The following is a 15,714-nucleotide window of genomic DNA, read 5'->3' on the forward strand; positions in this document are numbered from 1 at the left end:
CACCATGCCGGCCGCCGCGCCCGAGCCCGCCGAGTCGAGTGCTGCCGACAGCGGTGGGTCGCGGCCCCGGGGGGTGGCCCAGGCCCGGGGCCTGTTCGATCGGGAGATCCTCAAGCAGGCGGCCCTCGACGCCCTGCGCAAGTTCGTGGACCTCCGGGCCCAGGCGAAGAACCCGGTGATGTTCGTGGTGCTCATCGGCACCGTCGTGGTCCTGGTGGAGGCGGCGCTCCATCCGGGGGTCTTCACCTGGTCGATCACGATCTGGCTGGCCCTCACCGTCTGGTTCGCGAACTTCGCCGAGGCGGTGGCCGAGGGCCGGGGCAAGGCCCAGGCGGACACGCTGCGCAAGATGCGCACCACCACCGAGGCCCGTCGCCTGCGGGAGGACGGCACCGAGGAGCGGGTACCGGCCTCGGCGGTGGCGAAGGGCGACCTGGTGGTCTGCGAGGCCGGCGACACCATCCCCTCGGACGGCGAGATCGTCGAAGGGGTCGCCTCGGTCGACGAGTCGGCCATCACCGGAGAGTCCGCGCCGGTCATCCGGGAGTCCGGCGGGGACCGCTCGGCGGTGACCGGGGGCACCCGGGTCCTCTCGGACCGGATCGTGGTCCGGATCACCGCCGAGCCCGGTCAGACCTTCATGGACCGCATGATCGCCCTCGTCGAGGGGGCCGAACGCCAGAAGACGCCGAACGAGATCGCCCTCACCATCCTCCTGGCCGTCCTCACCATCGTGTTCCTGCCCGTGGTGGTCACCTTGGACCCCTACGGGATCTTCGCCGGGGCCTCGGTGTCGGTCGTGGTGCTCGTGGCCCTCCTGGTCTGCCTGATCCCCACCACCATCGGCGCGCTGCTCTCGGCCATCGGCATCGCCGGCATGGACCGCCTCGTCCAGCGCAACGTGCTGGCCATGAGCGGCCGAGCGGTGGAGGCCGCGGGGGACGTCCAGACCCTGCTGCTGGACAAGACCGGCACCATCACCATCGGGAACCGCATGGCCTCCCGGTTCATCCCGGTCGGCGGGCACGACGAGGCGGAGCTGGCCGACGCGGCCCAGCTGGCCTCCCTGGCCGACGAGACCCCCGAGGGCCGCTCCATCGTGGTGCTGGCGAAGGAGCGCTTCGACCTGCGGGAGCGGGACCTGGGCGAGCACGCCTTCGTGCCCTTCTCCGCCTCGACCCGCATGTCGGGGGTCGACCTGGCCGACCGCCAGGTCCGCAAGGGGGCCGCCGAGGCCGTCAAGCGCTGGGTGACCGAGCAGGACGGCACCCCCCCACCGGAGCTGGACCAGGTGGTCGAGGAGGTGGCCCGGGCCGGCTCGACGCCGCTGGTCGTGGCCGTCGGCCCCGAGGTGCTCGGGGTCATCGAGCTCAAAGACGTCGTGAAGCGGGGCATCCGGGAACGCTTCGAGGACCTCCGACGGATGGGGATCCGGACCGTCATGATCACCGGCGACAACCCCTTGACCGCCGCGGCCATCGCCGAGGAGGCCGGGGTGGACGACTTCCTCGCCGAGGCGACCCCCGAGCGCAAGCTCGAGCTCATCCGGGCCGAGCAGGCCGGCGGGAAGCTCGTGGCCATGACCGGGGACGGCACGAACGACGCCCCGGCACTGGCCCAGGCGGACGTGGGGGTGGCCATGAACACCGGCACGACCGCAGCGAAGGAAGCCGGGAACATGGTCGACCTGGACTCCAACCCGACCAAGCTCATCGACATCGTGGAGATCGGCAAGCAGCTCCTCATCACCCGAGGCGCCCTCACGACCTTCTCGATCGCGAACGACGTGGCGAAGTACTTCGCCATCATCCCCGCCCTCTTCGTCGCCACCTACCCGCAGCTCCACGCGCTGAACATCATGCGCCTGCACGGCCCCAAGGACGCCGTGCTCGCCGCGGTCATCTTCAACGCCCTGGTCATCGTGGCCCTCATCCCCCTGGCCCTCCGCGGGGTGCGGTTCCGGCCCTCCTCGGCCCAGGCGATCCTGCGACGCAACGTCTTCATCTACGCCGTCGGCGGGATCATCACCCCGTTCGTGTTCATCAAGCTCATCGACCTGATCCTGGTGGCCCTCCATGCCTACTGATCGGCCCACTGGTCGGCCCACCGGCCGGCGCTCCGGGAGGTCCTGACCGTGTACGTCCACCTGCGTCGCTCCCTGGTGTTGCTGCTCTGTTCCTTCGCCGTGCTCGGCCTGGCCTACGCCTACGCCGCCACGGGGCTCTCCCAGGCCCTGTTCCCCCACCAGGCGAACGGTTCCCTCGGCCCGAACGGCTCCACGCTCATCGGACAACCCTTCGACGCCACCCGCTGGTTCCACGGCCGGCCCGACGACTTCGGGCCCTACGCCGCCGACCCGGCCAAAGGGGTGAGCGGCGGCGACAACCCCCTGGAGGCCGACGGCCTCCAGGGCTCCTCGGGGCCGACGAACCTCGGGCCCCGCTCCAAGGTCCTCCTCGAGGACACCCGAGCTCTCATCCGCTGGTGGCACGAGCACGGAGTCCAGCCGACCAGCGACCTGGTGACCACCTCGGGCAGCGGTCTGGACCCCGACATCAGCCCCCGCTCGGCCCTCGTCCAGATCCCCATGGTGGCGAAGGCCACCGGGGTGCCCCCCGCGGACCTGCGGGCCCTGGTCGAGCGGGAGGTCCACCCCGCCGAATGGGGCTTCCTCGGGAGCCCGACGGTCGACGTCCTCCAGCTGAACGAGGCCCTGGCCCACCTCGAGGCCCGCCTGGGCCTCCATCCCGGGAAGTCCCGGTGACCGCCCTGGGGGAGCAGGAGACCTGGGGCGGGCGGCCGGTGGTCCGGGCCTGCCGCGAGGCCCGGGCCCGGCACCGCGCCCGGCTCACCGGCCGGGTGCTCGACTGCCGGGTCCTGCCCCTCGGCGGGGGCTGGGCCCTCGAGGCCACCCTGGACGACGGCACCGGCCAGGTCCTCTTGCGGTTCCTCGGGCGGCAGCAGGTCGAGGGGGTCCTGCCCGGGGTCATGCTCGAGGTCGAAGGGACCCTCGTGGACCTCCACGGCCGCCTGGGCCTGCTCAATCCCCGCTTCGAGGTCGTCCTGGGGCCGGCTCGGTGACCGGCTCCCCCGCCAGGCGCAGCTCGTAGCCGAGGCCGGGATGGGTCCGGAGCACCACCCCCGAGCCGTCGAGCTTGCGGCGGAGCCGATGGGCGTAGGTTCGCAGGTAGTGGGTCTCGGTGCCGTAACCCGGACCCCAGACCGCCTGGAGGACCAGGTGGTGGGGGCAGAGCTTCCCGGCGTGGCGCGCCAGGTAGGCGAGCAGGTCGAGCTCCTTGGCGGTCAGGTCCAACAGCTCGCCGTCCACCCAGGCGCAGCGGCTCGCCTGGTCGACCACCAGCCGCCCCAGGGTCACCCGGGCCTCGCCCTCACCCTGGCGGGTCCCGTGGCGGAGCGCAACCCGCAGGCGGGCCTGGAGCTCGGCCATGCCGAAGGGCTTCGTCACGTAGTCGTCGGCCCCGAGGTCCAAGGCCGCCACCTTGCGCTGCTCGTCGTCGGCGGCCGAGAGCACCACGATGGGCACCGCCGACCACTGGCGGACCTCCCGGCAGACCTGGACCCCGTCGAGGTCCGGCAGGCCGAGGTCCAGGACCACAACGTCGGGCTGGGTCAGGGCCACCTGGGCGATGCCGTCGCGCCCGCTGTGGGCGGTGACGACGTCGAAACCCCGGGCCCCGAGGGCGATGGCCAGGGTCCGCACCAGGGCACGGTCGTCGTCGACCACCAGCACCCGGGCCACCTAGCCGACCTCCGCCGCCACGTCCTCGACCGGGGCGGTCGGGACGGTGAACCAGAAGCGGGCCCCGCCCCCGGGGTTGTCGTCGACGTGCAGGCGCCGACCGTGGGCAGCCACGAAGGCACTGGCGATGGCCAGCCCGAGGCCACCCCGCCCCGCGCCGCTGCCGCCAGTCCCCGTACCCGGGGGGACGGTGCCGAGCCGCAGCAGGGCCTCCCGGAGGGCCCGGGGGACACCCGGTCCCCGGTCGTGGACGGAGAGTTCCACGTCCCGTCCCCGGCGGACCGCCCCGACGGTCACCTGTTGCGGGCAGAGCCGAGCGGCGTTCTCCACGAGGTTGGCCAGGGCGTGACCGACCAGTGCCCGGTCGACCACGACCGGGGGCAGGCCTGGTGCCACCAGCCGCCGCACCACCGCCTGCGGGGGACCGCCCGGTCGGTGCTCGTTGGTCAGGTCGGCCAGTGCCTCGTCCAACAGGGTCTCGACGGGGACCGCCTCGGTGTGCACCGCCAGGCTCCCCGCCTCAAGGCGGCTCAGGTCCAAGAGGTCAGCCACCATCCGTTCGAGCCGATCGGCCTGCCCCTCTGCCAGGCCGAGCAGCTCGGCCTGCGTGTCGCTCGGCAGCTGGCCGGCGTGCTCGGTCAGCTCCGAGAGGGCTGCCTTCACCGTGGCCAAGGGGGTCCTGAGGTCGTGGGAGACGGTCCGGAGCAGGACCCGCTTGGCTTCCTCGGCCGCGGCCAGGGCCTCGGCCCTGACCGCCTGCTGGCGGAGCGCCGCCCGCTCGAGTGCCGCGGCCACCTGCGCGCCAAAAGCCTGGAGCAGGCGCCTCGTATGGGGGTCAGCGGGTGGCGGCTCGACGAGCAGCAGACCGAGGGCACCATTGGATCCCGTGAGCGGCAACGCCGACGGGCCGGGACCGCTCCCGTGGGCCAGCCCGAGCGGCACGGCGCGGGCCAGCTCGAGGATCACGTCGTCCGGCGGGGCCTCACCGGCGGTGGCGGCCACGACCAAGGGCCGAAATCGCCCCGACTCGGGCGCCGGCGGTTCGGCGACGGCGAGGACGTCGCGATCCCCTGGCACCAAGAGGGCCACCCACACCGGCCCGAACGCCTGCGCCAGGAGGGCCACGGCTCTGTCCACGAGGCCCGGCGCGTCGACCGCCAACGCCTGGCTGAGCTCGTAGAGCCGCCGGGTGTCCTGCTCCCGCTGGTCGGCGAGCTCGCTTGCCCGACGCTGGGCCGAGACCACCCCTGCCACGGGGACGAGGACGGCCACGTAGACCCCGAGGGCCGCCCAGTTCTGGGCCGCCCCGACCGCCAGGGTGCCGTAGGGCGGGATGAAGAGCACGTCGTAGGCGATGAAGCCGGCGGCCACGGCCAGCACCCCGACCCCGAGCCCACCGAGGACCACCCCGAGGACCACGGGGACCACGAGCACCAAGCCAGCGGTGGCCACACTCAGGTGGGTCCGGAACGGCAACAGCAGAGCGCTCAAGCCGCCCACAGCCCCCAGGACAGCGAAAGTCGCCCACACCGGCCGACCGGGTCGCCGGCGCTGCCCTCGAGGCCCCAGGGTGCCCACCGGAACGATGGTAGCGAGGCCCCATGACCAGTCCCCCTGTCCCCCCCACCGCCACGCCAGCCGAGCTTGCCCAGGTCGCCGAGGCGGTGGCCCCCGCCGGTCGGTTCCGGATCTACCTGGGGGTCGCGGCCGGGGTCGGCAAGACCTGCGCCATGCTCGACGAGGGTCAACGGCGACGGCAGCGGGGCACGGACGTCGTGGTGGGGATCGTCCACACCCACGGCCGGCCCCACACCGCCGAGCGCCTGGCGGGCCTGGAGGTCGTGCCCCCGAAGCGGGTCGCCTACCGGGGCGCCACCTTCGAGGAGATGGACCTCGAGGCCGTCCTCGCCCGGGCCCCGAAGGTCGCCCTGGTCGACGAGCTGGCCCACACGAACGTGCCCGGAGCCGGCCCCCACGAGAAGCGCTACGAGGACGTCCTCACCCTGCTGGACGCCGGCATCTCGGTGGTGACCACCCTGAACGTCCAGCACATCGAGTCCCTGGCGGACGAAGTGGAGCGGATCACGGGGGTGGCGGTGCGGGAGCGGGTGCCCGACTGGGTTGTGCGGCGGGCCGACCAGGTGGAGCTGGTGGACTCCTCCCCCGAGCAGCTGCGCCGCCGGATGCTCCACGGCAACGTCTACCCCCTCGAGCGGGTGCCCGACGCCCTCGCCGGCTTCTTCCGGACCGAGAACCTGGTGGCGCTGCGCGAGATGGCCCTGCGGTTCGTGGCCGACGAGACCGACCAGCGCCTCCTGGCCGAGGCTCCCCCCCACGGCGCGCCCCTCGACACCGCCGAGCGGATCCTGGTGGCCGTCACCGGCGCCCCGGGGACCGACATGGTGCTGCGCCGGGCCGCCCGGCTGGCCCACCGGGCCAAGGCCGAGCTCCACGTCGTCCACGTCCGCCAGCGGGACGCCGACCTGCACCCCGGGGGCGGCGACCTGGGCGACCTGACCCGCCTGGCCGAGGACCTCGGCGGCCGGGTCGTGACCCTGGAAGCCGACGACCCCGCGGCCGCGCTTGTCGAGTACGCCCGAGCACACGAGATCACCCAGATCGTCCTCGGGTCCTCGGGCCGGAGCCGCTGGCAGGAGCTGACCCGAGGCTCGGTCGTCCAGCGGGTCCTGCGCTACGCGGCGGCCGCCGGGGTCGACGTCCACGTCATCGGCCGCCGGGACCGCCTCCCGCCCCAGCCGGGCCTCGGGGGTCCCGAGGCGAGCCCGTCGGCACCGCACCGAGCTTGAGCAGCCGAGCGGCCGAGCGTCGCGGCCCGGTCGACAACCCTCGTCCACCGTGGCTACCGTCCAGCCGTGTCCGAGGTCCCCTACCCGCCGCCCGGCCACGTCCTCGCGCGCCTCGGCTTGCAGGTGGGACGCCTCGGGGACCGCAGCGCCGGCGCTCTCCGTCTGCCCGATCGTGGCCCGGCGAGCCCCCTGGACCTGGCCCTGCGGGCCGCCGCTGCCGTGAGCGCCCTGGACGTCGTCGCCATGCGCTGCCTCGCCCAGAGCGGCGCGGGCCCTGCGGTCACGGCCGACCTCGGGGCCAGCCTGGTGGCCGGCGCCCTCCAGGGTCCGCTCCTGCTCCAGGCGCGGGTGGTGCGTCGGGGCCGGAGCCTGGCCGTCTTGGCCGTCGACCTTGGGGAGGTCGGCGCCGCCGAGGTGAGCGCCGCTCTGCTCGGCGACCACGGTCCCCGCCCGCTGCCCGTCGCCGACCCCGTGGGACCACCCGTCCTGCCCGACGCGCCCGCCGAGCTCTCCCCTGCCACCTTCGGCCTGCGGGCCAACGCTGCAGGCGGCTGGCTGCTCGAGCCGGGGCCCGCCGTGGCGAACCGGGTCGGCAAACTGCACGGCGGCGTGCAGGCGGCCCTGGCCCTCGTGACGGGCGTCGAACGGAGAAGGCCGCAGGAGCCGAGCGTCCTGCCCGGGGCCCTCGACGTGGAGCTCGCCTACCTGCGGGCGACCGACGGTCCCCTGCTGGCCCGCCCGGGCTCCCAGGACCCCGGGGCCCTCAGCGTCCTCCTCGAGGAGCCTGCCGGCGGGCCTCCCGTGGCCTGGGCCGGCATCGGCTTCGCCGGGCGGTTGGCCGCATGAGCGACGAAGGCAGCATCGGACCCCGCTGGGAGGGGCCAGCCGACCCGGTCAGCGCCTGGCTGGGCCTCGCCCTCGAAGAGGAACCCCCGGCAGGGGACGCCCCGGCGGCCGTGATCGGCCGGGCACCAGCCAGCCCTCCCCTGCTGCTCGCCGGCGGGCGACTGGCAGCGGGCCCGCTGGCTGCCCTGGTGGACACCGTCGGCGGGATGACCTGCGGGCTCGCCCTCCAGCCCGACTGGGTGGTGACCAGCACCCTGACCCTCCTCGTTGGTCCCGACCCCTGGCCAGAAGGCGGCACCCTCGTCGCCCGCGGTGGCCTCCTCCACGCCGGCCGGCGCAGCGCCGCGTCGCAGGTCCTGCTCGGCTCGCCCGAGGCACCCGAAGCGAGCGCCGTCGCCCTGATCAGCTCGGCCCGAGTCCGGGTCCCGACGCTTTCGAACCGGCCCCGACCCCTCCGCCGGCCAGCCCCCGAACCCGAGCTCGGTCGGCCCCTCGCTGCCCTGGTCGACCTGGCGACGAGCCAGGAGCGGAGCGAACCGGTCCGCGTCGAGCTGGCCGACACGCTGCGGAACCCCCTCGGGATCCTCCACGGGGGTCTCACCGCCGTCCTGGCCGACGCCGCCGCCCGCCGGCTCGCCGGGCCGTCCTGGACCGTGCGCCGGCTCAGCCTCCGCTACCTGGTGCCCGCCACGACCGGACCGGTCCGCGCCCGCGCCCGGGTCCGTCCGGCGGGAACCGGTGCGCTCACCGCCCAGGTCGAGATCGTCGACGAGGGACACGACGCTCGGCAGGTGGCCACCGCCCAGGTGACCTTGGCCGAGCCCTGAACCGGGCCGGAGCCGAGGCGCGCTGCCCACTGGACGGTGTCGCCCGGCCGCCGCCAGACTGCGGCGGTGCCCCTCGACCCCCGCCGCAGCGGCCCGGGCGCGCAGGTGGAGCTCCGGGCCCGTTTCGCCGAGACCGACGCCATGGGCGTCGTCCATCACGCGTCGTACCTCCTCTACTTCGAGGTGGCCCGGGTCGAGCTGTTGCGAACCCTCGGGCACCCCTACGCCGACCTTCGGGCCGACGGCCTCGACTTCGCCGTGGTCGGGACCGAGGTGCGCTACGAGCACGCCGTCCGCTTCGACGACCTGGTCCGGGTCGAGGCCCGCCTGGGCGCCCTGCACCGGGCCCGCTTCGAGGTCTGCTACCAGGCGTTCGTCGGGGGGACCAGGGTGGCGACGGGACGGACCTGGCACGCCGCCGTCGACCGCGCCGGGCGACCCCGTCGCCTGCCTACGTGGCTGCAGGACCTCGCCTCGAGCTGAACGCCGCTCCGCCGGCTCGCCCCACCCCCGCTCGGCGTTGTGGAGTTTGTGTGTCATGTTGTGTTTCGAGGCGCCGAGCCCTCCCCCACGGCGACCCGGTTCGACGACCGCCCACCTCCGGGACCACGGCTGCGGGCAGTAGCCTGCAGAGAAGGACGAGGGGAAGGAGGGGGACCATGGCCGACCCGCCCCGGCACCGGAGGCTGCCGACCTTCGACACGGTGGAGCAGGAGCGGCTGCACCGCAAACAGCGCCTCGCCGCAGGCTTCCGGCTCTTCGCCAGGTTCGGCTACGACGAGGGAGTCGCCGGGCACATCACCGCCCGGGACCCCGGGGAACCGGACACGTTCTGGGTGAACCCCTTCGGGGTGGACTTCTCCCAGGTCCGGGTCTCGAACCTCATCCGGGTGAACGCCGAGGGCCAGGTGGTGGAAGGCGAGTACCCGGTGAACACCGCGGCGTTCGCCATCCACAGCCAGGTCCACCAGGCCCGGCCCGACGTGGTCTCGGCGGCGCACGCCCACTCGATGCACGGCAAGGCGTTCTCGGCGCTGGGCCGGCTGCTGGAGCCGATCACCCAGGACGCCTGCGCGTTCTACGAGGACCACGGCCTCTTCGACGATTACACCGGGGTGGTGGTGGACCTGGAGGAGGGCAAGCGGATCGCGCATGCCCTCGGGGACGCGAAGGCGGTGATCCTGCGGAACCACGGCCTGCTGACGGTGGGGAGCTCGGTGGACGCCGCGGTGTGGTGGTTCGTGGCCATGGACCGGTCCTGCCAGGCCCAGCTCCTCGCGCAAGCGGCTGGCCCCCTGGTGCTGATCGATCCGGAGCAGGCCCGCAAGACCCACGGACAGGTCGGCTCGGAGGTGGCCGGGTGGTTCAGCTTCCAGCCGCTCTACGACCGGATCGTGGCCGCCGAGCCGGACCTGCTGACCTGATCCTCGGCGAGGCGGCCGAGCTCCTCGAAGACCTGGCGGGCACGGTCCGCCCGTTCGGACCAGAAACGGGCAGAGCCCTGGTCGGGAAGCCCCTGGTCGGCCCAGGCCCGGTGGGCCTCCTCCCAGCGGGAGGCTTCGGTGGCCAGCCAGGCCCAGGTGCCGACCGGCTCCTGCTCGAGGAGGGTGCGGAGAAGGAAACGGCGCTCGCCGAGCCGCAAGCCGACGCCGAGGTCCTTGGCTGCCCGGGCCAGGGAAGCCCGGGTGAGGACGAGGCCGCAGCGGACCGGGGCGACGAGGTGGTCGAGGAGGCGCTGGCCGTCGTTGGGGGCGAGCCCAGGCGGGGCGGCAGCGAGGGCCACCGGGAGGCGGTCGGGCCCAGCGGGCAGGTCGGGGGCGAGTTCGGCGAGCTCCTCGCGATACCAAGCGAGGAGGAGGCGGCAGTAGGCGTCGAACCAGGGGTCGGCGAGCTCGGCGACCTCGAGGGTCCAGGGGACGAGCCAGGGAGCGAGGTGCTCGAAGAGGAGCGCGGCCCGGGCCCGTCGCCAGGCCGCGCCCCGGTCGGGCTCCGCAGCCTGCGCTTCGCGTCGGGCCAGCTCGGCCGCCAGTTCGAGGAGGGCGCCGAGGTGGTCGGCGTCGGGACCCGGGGTGCCGCCGAGGGCCCGCCAGAACCCGGCGACGCGGTCGGCGGCCTCGCCGCCCCGCATGCCCTCGGGCCCGAGGTGGACCGAGGCGTAGGGGTGGCAGGCCAAGACGGTCACCTCGGTGTGGGCGGCCGGGTCGGGCTCGCCGGGGAGCCCGAGGGCTTCGGCGACGCGGCCGTGGCCCGGTCCGGGGGTGGCGAGCAGCTGGGCGAGGGCTTCGGCCACCTCGGCCCGGGCCGCTACGGCGTCGGCGCCCGCGGCGTCGGCCGCCCGGGCGGGCAGGGCGGAGGGCCCGGTGGCGTTCACGAGCCGTCCCGGCTGGCGCCGCTGGCCGCCCGTTCGGGGAGGCGCTGGGCCTCGGGGGTGGGCTTCAAGGGTCGCATGAGCCAGGAGGGCCGGCGGGTGCCGTCGGGCGAGACGGTGTGGGCCGGCCGGGTCATGGCGAGCCAGCGCTGGTAGACGTCGCGGGCGCGCTGGGTGTCGACGGCGATGTCCCCGAAGCGGTCGCCGGGCTCGGCCGGGCGGACCCGGACGGCCTGGTGCCAGCAGTGCATGCCGGAGATGGGGTCGGGGTGGACGGGGAAGGTCAGGTTCTGGTGGACGCCGACGTCGGTCCACCAGATGCGGCGGGTGTCGGGGTCCGAGGAGTCGTAGGGTCCGACGCCGGCCACCCGGCTCATGCGCCAGCTGCCCTGCTCCTTGCGGAGGGTGACGGTGGCCATGGCCTGGTGCTGGCCGGTCTGGTGCCCCTGGAGCTTCCAGCGGCCCATGTGGTGGCTGCAGGCCACGACCCCGGGGCGGATGCCCTCGGTGATCCAGGCCTTGGCGACGAAGTAGCCGATCTCGGTCTCGACCCGGACGAGGTCGCCGGTGCGGCGGACGCCGAGGCGGCGGGCGTCGCTCGGGTGGATCCAGACCGGGTTGGCGTGGGCCAGCTCGTCGAGCCACTTGGAGTTCGCCGAGCGGGTGTGGATCTGGGTGGGCAGGCGGAAGGTGGAGAGGAGCACCATCTGCCCGGGTTCGAGGTGGTCGGGGTGGACGTGGCTCTTGATGTAGCCGGGGAGGGCGTGCTCGGGCCAGCCCCAGGAGGCGAGGGTGGAGGACCAGAACTCGAGCTTGCCCGAGGGCGTGGGGAAGCCGCGGAGGACCTGGCCGTCCACGAGGACGCCGACGGGCCGGCGCCCCTGGTCGTCGGGGGGCGGGGCGCCCATGGGCACGATGTTGGGCGAGTCGGGGCGGGGTGCGGCGGTGTAGACCCGGCCGGTGTCGGTCACCGCCACGTCGACGAGTTCCTCCTCGGGGACGGGCCGCTCGAAGACCGGGCCCTGGTCGCGGGTGATCTCGAAGGCCCCGTAGCGGCGCATGTACTCGAGGGGGGTGAGGCCCTCGGCGGCGGCGCGCTCGGGCAGGCCGGGGACGGAGTGCTCGAACATCCAGGCGTAGTACTCGTCGACCGTGAGCTTCTCGCCCGGCCGCTCGCGGGACTCGTAGTACGGGCGGATGCCGAGCGAACCGTCGGGGTCGATGCGCCAGGAGAGCTCGATCCAGAACTCGTTCTCCTCCCAGACCTCCCCGGGGTTGACCTGACGGGTGTCGGTGACGCGCTCCCCGAGTCGCTCCCGGGCCGCCCGGAGGACCGGCTGGCGGAAGCCGATCCACTGGCCGTCGTACTGCTCGTAGGAGTGGGTGTCGTGGCGCTCGGGGCTGTGGCCCATGGGGAGGACCCAGTCGGCGAAGAAGGCGGACTCGTTCCAGGTCGGGGTGAGGGCCACGTGGCAGCCGACGAGCTGCTCGTCGGTGAGGACCTCCATCCAGGAGAGGCCGTCGGGGTTGGTCCAGACCGGGTTGTAGACCCGGGTGAAGTAGGTGTCGAGCCGGCCCCGGCCGTCCTTGAGGAAGTGGGGCAGGAGGAAGGAGAGCTCGTTCTGGGCGAGGGGGTACTCGAGCGGCCAGCTGAGCTCCTGCCAGACCCCGGGGTGGGGCGGGACGTGGATGGGCCGGGGCACGAACTTGTTGTAGGCGTTGGGGAAGGTGCCCCCCGGCTTGGCCACCGCCCCGAGGAGGGCAGCGATCATGAAGAGGGTCCGGCTGACCTGCCAGCCCCCGAGGTTGGCGGCGGCGGCAGAGCGCCAGGAGTGGCAGGCGAAGGCGCTGCCGGCGTCGGCCACCACCTCGGCCACTTCGGCGAGGACCGCTTCGTCGATGCCGGACTCCTTGGCGGCGAAGGCGAAGGTGTACTGGTCGTAGAGCTCGGCGAGGATCCGCTCGAAGGTTTCGAAGGTGGGCTCGACCTCGGGGTGGCAGGCCCGGAGGTACTCCTCCCAGTTCCACCAGCGCCGGACGAACTCCCGGTCGTAGCGCTTGGTGACGATGAGGTGGCGGCAGATGGCGAGGTTGATGGCGGCCTCGGAGCCGGGATAGGGCGAGAGCCAGTAGTCGGCGTGGGTGGCGGTGTTCGAGAGGCGGGTGTCGAGAACGATGACCTTGGCGCCCCGGGCCCGGGCCTCGGTGATGCGCTGGGCGTGGGGGTTGAAGTAGTGGCCGGTCTCGAGGTGGGAGGAGATGAGGTAGATGACCTTGGCCCGGGCGTGGTCGGGGCTGGGACGGTCGATGCCGCACCAGAACTGGAACCCGGTGCGCCCGCCGCTGGAGCAGACGTTGGTGTGGGAGTTGTGGCCGTCCACGCCCCAGGAGGCGAGCACCCGCTCGGTGAAGCCGTCCTCCCCCGGCCGGCCGAGGTGGACCATGATCTCGTTGTGCCGTCCCTCGACGAGGGCGGCTCGGATGCGAGCGGCCAGGGCGTCGAGGGCCTCGTCCCAGGAGACCCGCTGCCACTTGCCCTCGCCCCGGGCGCCGACCCGCTTGAGGGGGTAGAGGATCCGGTCGGGGTCGGTGACCTGGTTGATGGTGGCCGGGCCCTTGGCGCAGTTCCGGCCCCGGGAACCGGGGTGCTCGGGGTTGCCTTCGAGCTTGCGGATCTGGAGGGTCTCGCGGTCGACGTAGGCGAGCAGACCACAGGCGGACTCGCAGTTGAAGCAGGTGGTGGGGACGAGCATGGCGTGGCGCTCGACCCGCTTGGGCCAGCTGCGGCTGTCGAGCTCGACCCAGTCGTCCCAGCGCTCCTTGGGGGGGAAGGAGGCCAGGTGGATCCGGGAGGGCCCCTGGTAGAAGGTCTCCCCCCGGGCCTCCACCTCGGCCCTGGCGGCCTGGACCCGGCGGCCCAGGTCGGTGAGCGTCCGGCCGTTGGTGTGCGGGATGGCGGTCGGGTCGTCCATGTCGTCTCTCCTCCTCGAGTCCGCTGGTCGGCGAGCCGCTCAGGCCAGGGGAACGGCCTGACCGGCCTGGACGTAGGCGTGCTCGTGGCAGATCAGGCCTACGAGGGCCAGGGGGATGGCGGCCACCCCGATCCAGGGGGCGGCGACGGCGGCCGCGACGAGGACGACCCCGGCCCAGAAGGCGGGGGCGAAGCGACCCCGGGTCATCTCCCGGGCGGCCAGGTGGGCGTGGGCGGTGGGGTGGGTCAAGGTGGCCTCGCCGGCCACGAAGAGCAGGTGGGCAGCGGCGGCGGCACCGACGGCCGCCGCGAGGGCCGGGACCGCCCCGTGGGGCCCGATGCCGTGGGCGACAGCCAGGAGGACCGCGCCGCCGACGAGGACGGCCTGGACCGCCAGGTGGGGCGGCAGGAGGGGGCTCTGCCAGAGATCCCGGGCCTTGGCCTGGGCGAAGAGCCAGGCGGTGTAGCAGGCGACGGCGAGGCCACCGGCCACGGCGAAGGCGGCTGAGATCTCCTGGGCGGTTCGGGCGTCGGCGATGCCGGCGCCGAGCATGGCGGTGGCCGCGGCCCCGTAGAACGAGATGGCCACCGACCCCCGGACCAGCCAGCTCCGCCACTGGTGCTTCGTGAAGATCATGTAGAAGCGCAGCGGATGCTTGAGGTCCCAGATCAGCAGGACCCCGGTGATGGCCAGGAAGACGAGGGCGGCCGAGGGGGCGGCGAAACGGACCAGGGCGTCGTGCCAGTGGAGCCGACCGGCCACGACGGCCAGCACGGCGGCCAGGACGGCCCCAGCCGAGATGCCCTTGGTCCAGGTGTAGAGGCTGACCCGCCACCCCCAGGGGGCGTGGTGGGGCACGTCGTAGGAGAGGAGGGCCGCCGCCGAGGAGTTGGCGTGGGCCGGGTGTCCGGAGACGACCTCCTGGGAGAACAGCCCGCCTTCCCCGGGGTGCCCTTGGGTGGCCCAGGCGAAGAGGCCGCCCTCGGGCCGATCAGCAGCCAAGGGGTCGAGGGTGCTCTGGTGGGCCCCCTTGTAGAACAGACCCGGCCTCGTCTCCTTCTCGGGCCGGCGGACGGCCACCGGCTCGCGCTGGACGATCCGGGCGACCTTGGAGCTGGGGTCGTTGAGGTCCCCGACCAAGATGGCCTCGGTGGGGCAGACGACCACGCAGGCCGGCTCCAGTCCGATGTCCAGCCGATGGGCGCAGAAGTTGCACTTCTCGGCCGAGTGGTCTTCCGGGTTGATGAAGATGGCGTCGTAGGGGCAGGCCGCGATGCAGGCCTTGCAGCCGATGCAGATCGACTTGTCGAAGTCGACGATGCCGTCGGGCCGCTGGTGCATGGCCCCGGTGGGACAGGCGGCCACGCAGGGCGGGTCCTCGCACTGGTTGCAGCGCGTGACCTGGAAGGCCCGGCGGACCTGGGGGAAGTGGCCGACGTCGACCGACTTCACGTAGGTCCGGGTGACCCCCAGGGGAACGTCGTTCTCGCTCTTGCAGGCCGTGGTGCAGGCGTGGCAGCCGATGCAGCGGGTCTGGTCGAGGACCTTGACCCACCGGGGCCGGCCGGCACGCTCGAGGTCGGGCGCAGCGGGCGGTTCGGCGAGGGTCGTCATCACTGGGAGGCTACGGCCCCCCTGTCGGCCTGACTAGGAGGCAACTCCTTGGCATCCCCTCAGCAGACCTTTGGGGTTGGCGGCCGGGTCCGCCGTCGGGAGCCCGGTGAGGGGTGCACTGCCCTGATGGCGACCGCGGCGCCGCTTGGCTCGGAGGGCCCGGAGCTCGGTCTCGTCGAGGCCGCCCCAGACGCCGTACTCCTGGCCGGTGATCAGGGCGAAGAGCCGACAGGGCTCGGCCACGGGGCAGGTGGCGCAGATGGCCTTGGCGTGGGCCGCCTGCCGCTGGCCGAGGGCGCCTTGGCCGACGGGGAAGAAGACGGCGGGCCCGGCACCGGCACAGGCGGCCTGGTCCCGCCAGGCGCCCTCCAGCACTTCTTCCAGGGACCAGCCTCGGGCTTCGGCGATGACCGGACGGGGCCGGGCGGCGGGAACGCCTCGACGGGCCGCACCCCCGACCTGGACACTGCGCCCAGCCGATGTCGTTCCCATGGTCACAAGGATGCGCCGCGTTCGACGA

The 15,714-nt window shown here is 73.7% G+C and carries 14 protein-coding genes; 8 read left to right on the top strand and 6 right to left on the bottom strand.

Annotation, left to right across the window (positions count from 1 at the left end):
- Positions 1 to 4: 4 nt before the first annotated feature.
- Genes kdpB through Acit_RS04370 form a run of 3 tightly spaced genes read left to right on the top strand, consistent with a single transcriptional unit; the run spans position 5 to position 3,081 of the window.
- Positions 5 to 2,086 carry a potassium-transporting ATPase subunit KdpB gene (gene kdpB / locus Acit_RS04360; protein ID WP_376746005.1) on the top strand — a complete coding sequence of 694 codons (2,082 nt, stop codon included), beginning with the start codon at positions 5 to 7 and terminating at the stop codon, positions 2,084 to 2,086.
- A 48-nt stretch (positions 2,087 to 2,134) separates the two neighbouring features.
- Positions 2,135 to 2,764 (top strand): potassium-transporting ATPase subunit C, encoded by a 630-nt coding sequence (locus Acit_RS04365; RefSeq protein ID WP_312709548.1) that lies wholly within the window; start codon positions 2,135 to 2,137, stop codon positions 2,762 to 2,764.
- Positions 2,761 to 3,081, top strand: a complete 321-nt coding sequence (locus Acit_RS04370; protein ID WP_248106115.1) for a hypothetical protein — start codon at positions 2,761 to 2,763, stop codon at positions 3,079 to 3,081. The genes Acit_RS04365 and Acit_RS04370 overlap by 4 nt, the downstream gene beginning before the upstream one ends.
- Here the strand turns inward: Acit_RS04370 and Acit_RS04375 are convergent.
- Both Acit_RS04375 and Acit_RS04380 read right to left on the bottom strand, forming a co-directional pair.
- A complete protein-coding gene (locus tag Acit_RS04375; RefSeq protein ID WP_248106116.1) occupies positions 3,041 to 3,760 on the bottom strand; it encodes a response regulator transcription factor in 720 nt (239 codons plus the stop codon). The genes Acit_RS04370 and Acit_RS04375 overlap by 41 nt on opposite strands.
- Positions 3,761 to 5,338, bottom strand: coding sequence for an ATP-binding protein (locus Acit_RS04380; RefSeq protein WP_248106117.1), 1,578 nt, complete (start codon positions 5,336 to 5,338; stop codon positions 3,761 to 3,763).
- Positions 5,339 to 5,361: 23 nt separating this feature from the next.
- Between Acit_RS04380 and Acit_RS04385 the strand changes: the two genes are divergently transcribed.
- The 5 genes from Acit_RS04385 to Acit_RS04405 all read left to right on the top strand — a co-directional run bounded on the left by Acit_RS04385 (position 5,362) and on the right by Acit_RS04405 (position 9,664).
- Positions 5,362 to 6,567 (top strand): universal stress protein, encoded by a 1,206-nt coding sequence (locus Acit_RS04385; protein WP_248106118.1) that lies wholly within the window; start codon positions 5,362 to 5,364, stop codon positions 6,565 to 6,567.
- Positions 6,568 to 6,633: 66 nt separating this feature from the next.
- Positions 6,634 to 7,413, top strand: a complete 780-nt coding sequence (locus tag Acit_RS04390) for a hotdog domain-containing protein (protein WP_248106119.1) — start codon at positions 6,634 to 6,636, stop codon at positions 7,411 to 7,413.
- Positions 7,410 to 8,240 (top strand): hotdog fold thioesterase, encoded by an 831-nt coding sequence (locus tag Acit_RS04395; RefSeq protein ID WP_248106121.1) that lies wholly within the window; start codon positions 7,410 to 7,412, stop codon positions 8,238 to 8,240. Before Acit_RS04390 ends, Acit_RS04395 begins: the two co-directional genes overlap by 4 nt.
- Positions 8,241 to 8,306: 66 nt before the next feature.
- Positions 8,307 to 8,723 (top strand): acyl-CoA thioesterase, encoded by a 417-nt coding sequence (locus Acit_RS04400; RefSeq protein ID WP_248106123.1) that lies wholly within the window; start codon positions 8,307 to 8,309, stop codon positions 8,721 to 8,723.
- 176 nt (positions 8,724 to 8,899) lie between these two features.
- The gene (locus Acit_RS04405) at positions 8,900 to 9,664 is read left to right on the top strand and encodes a class II aldolase/adducin family protein (protein WP_248106125.1); all 765 of its coding nucleotides are present in this window, start codon (positions 8,900 to 8,902) and stop codon (positions 9,662 to 9,664) included.
- Here Acit_RS04405 and Acit_RS04410 read toward each other — a convergent pair.
- The 4 genes from Acit_RS04410 to Acit_RS04425 are packed head-to-tail and all read right to left on the bottom strand — an operon-like array spanning position 9,622 to position 15,686.
- Positions 9,622 to 10,611: a molecular chaperone TorD family protein gene (locus Acit_RS04410; protein ID WP_248106128.1), complete on the bottom strand. Its 990-nt coding sequence runs from the start codon at positions 10,609 to 10,611 to the stop codon at positions 9,622 to 9,624. The two genes, Acit_RS04405 and Acit_RS04410, sit on opposite strands and share 43 nt — an antisense overlap.
- Positions 10,608 to 13,580: a molybdopterin dinucleotide binding domain-containing protein gene (locus Acit_RS04415; protein ID WP_248106130.1), complete on the bottom strand. Its 2,973-nt coding sequence runs from the start codon at positions 13,578 to 13,580 to the stop codon at positions 10,608 to 10,610. Before Acit_RS04415 ends, Acit_RS04410 begins: the two co-directional genes overlap by 4 nt.
- Before the next feature lie 39 nt (positions 13,581 to 13,619).
- The gene (locus Acit_RS04420) at positions 13,620 to 15,194 is read right to left on the bottom strand and encodes a 4Fe-4S dicluster domain-containing protein (protein ID WP_248106132.1); all 1,575 of its coding nucleotides are present in this window, start codon (positions 15,192 to 15,194) and stop codon (positions 13,620 to 13,622) included.
- A 33-nt stretch (positions 15,195 to 15,227) separates the two neighbouring features.
- Positions 15,228 to 15,686, bottom strand: coding sequence for a WhiB family transcriptional regulator (locus Acit_RS04425; RefSeq protein WP_248106134.1), 459 nt, complete (start codon positions 15,684 to 15,686; stop codon positions 15,228 to 15,230).
- Between the last annotated feature and the right edge of the window lie 28 nt (positions 15,687 to 15,714).

Origin of the sequence: Aciditerrimonas ferrireducens, from assembly GCF_023130475.1 — a bacterium.
GTDB classification, from domain to species: domain Bacteria; phylum Actinomycetota; class Acidimicrobiia; order Acidimicrobiales; family UBA8190; genus Aciditerrimonas; species Aciditerrimonas ferrireducens.

Coding starts and splice junctions, on each gene's coding strand:
- Acit_RS04420 (WP_248106132.1), bottom strand. CDS start 15,194: ATGACGACCCTCGCCGAACCGCCCGCTGCGCCCGACCTCGAGCGTGCC.
- Acit_RS04425 (WP_248106134.1), bottom strand. CDS start 15,686: ATGGGAACGACATCGGCTGGGCGCAGTGTCCAGGTCGGGGGTGCGGCC.
- Acit_RS04405 (WP_248106125.1), top strand. CDS start 8,900: ATGGCCGACCCGCCCCGGCACCGGAGGCTGCCGACCTTCGACACGGTG.
- Acit_RS04385 (WP_248106118.1), top strand. CDS start 5,362: ATGACCAGTCCCCCTGTCCCCCCCACCGCCACGCCAGCCGAGCTTGCC.
- kdpB (WP_376746005.1), top strand. CDS start 5: ATGCCGGCCGCCGCGCCCGAGCCCGCCGAGTCGAGTGCTGCCGACAGC.
- Acit_RS04395 (WP_248106121.1), top strand. CDS start 7,410: ATGAGCGACGAAGGCAGCATCGGACCCCGCTGGGAGGGGCCAGCCGAC.
- Acit_RS04415 (WP_248106130.1), bottom strand. CDS start 13,580: ATGGACGACCCGACCGCCATCCCGCACACCAACGGCCGGACGCTCACC.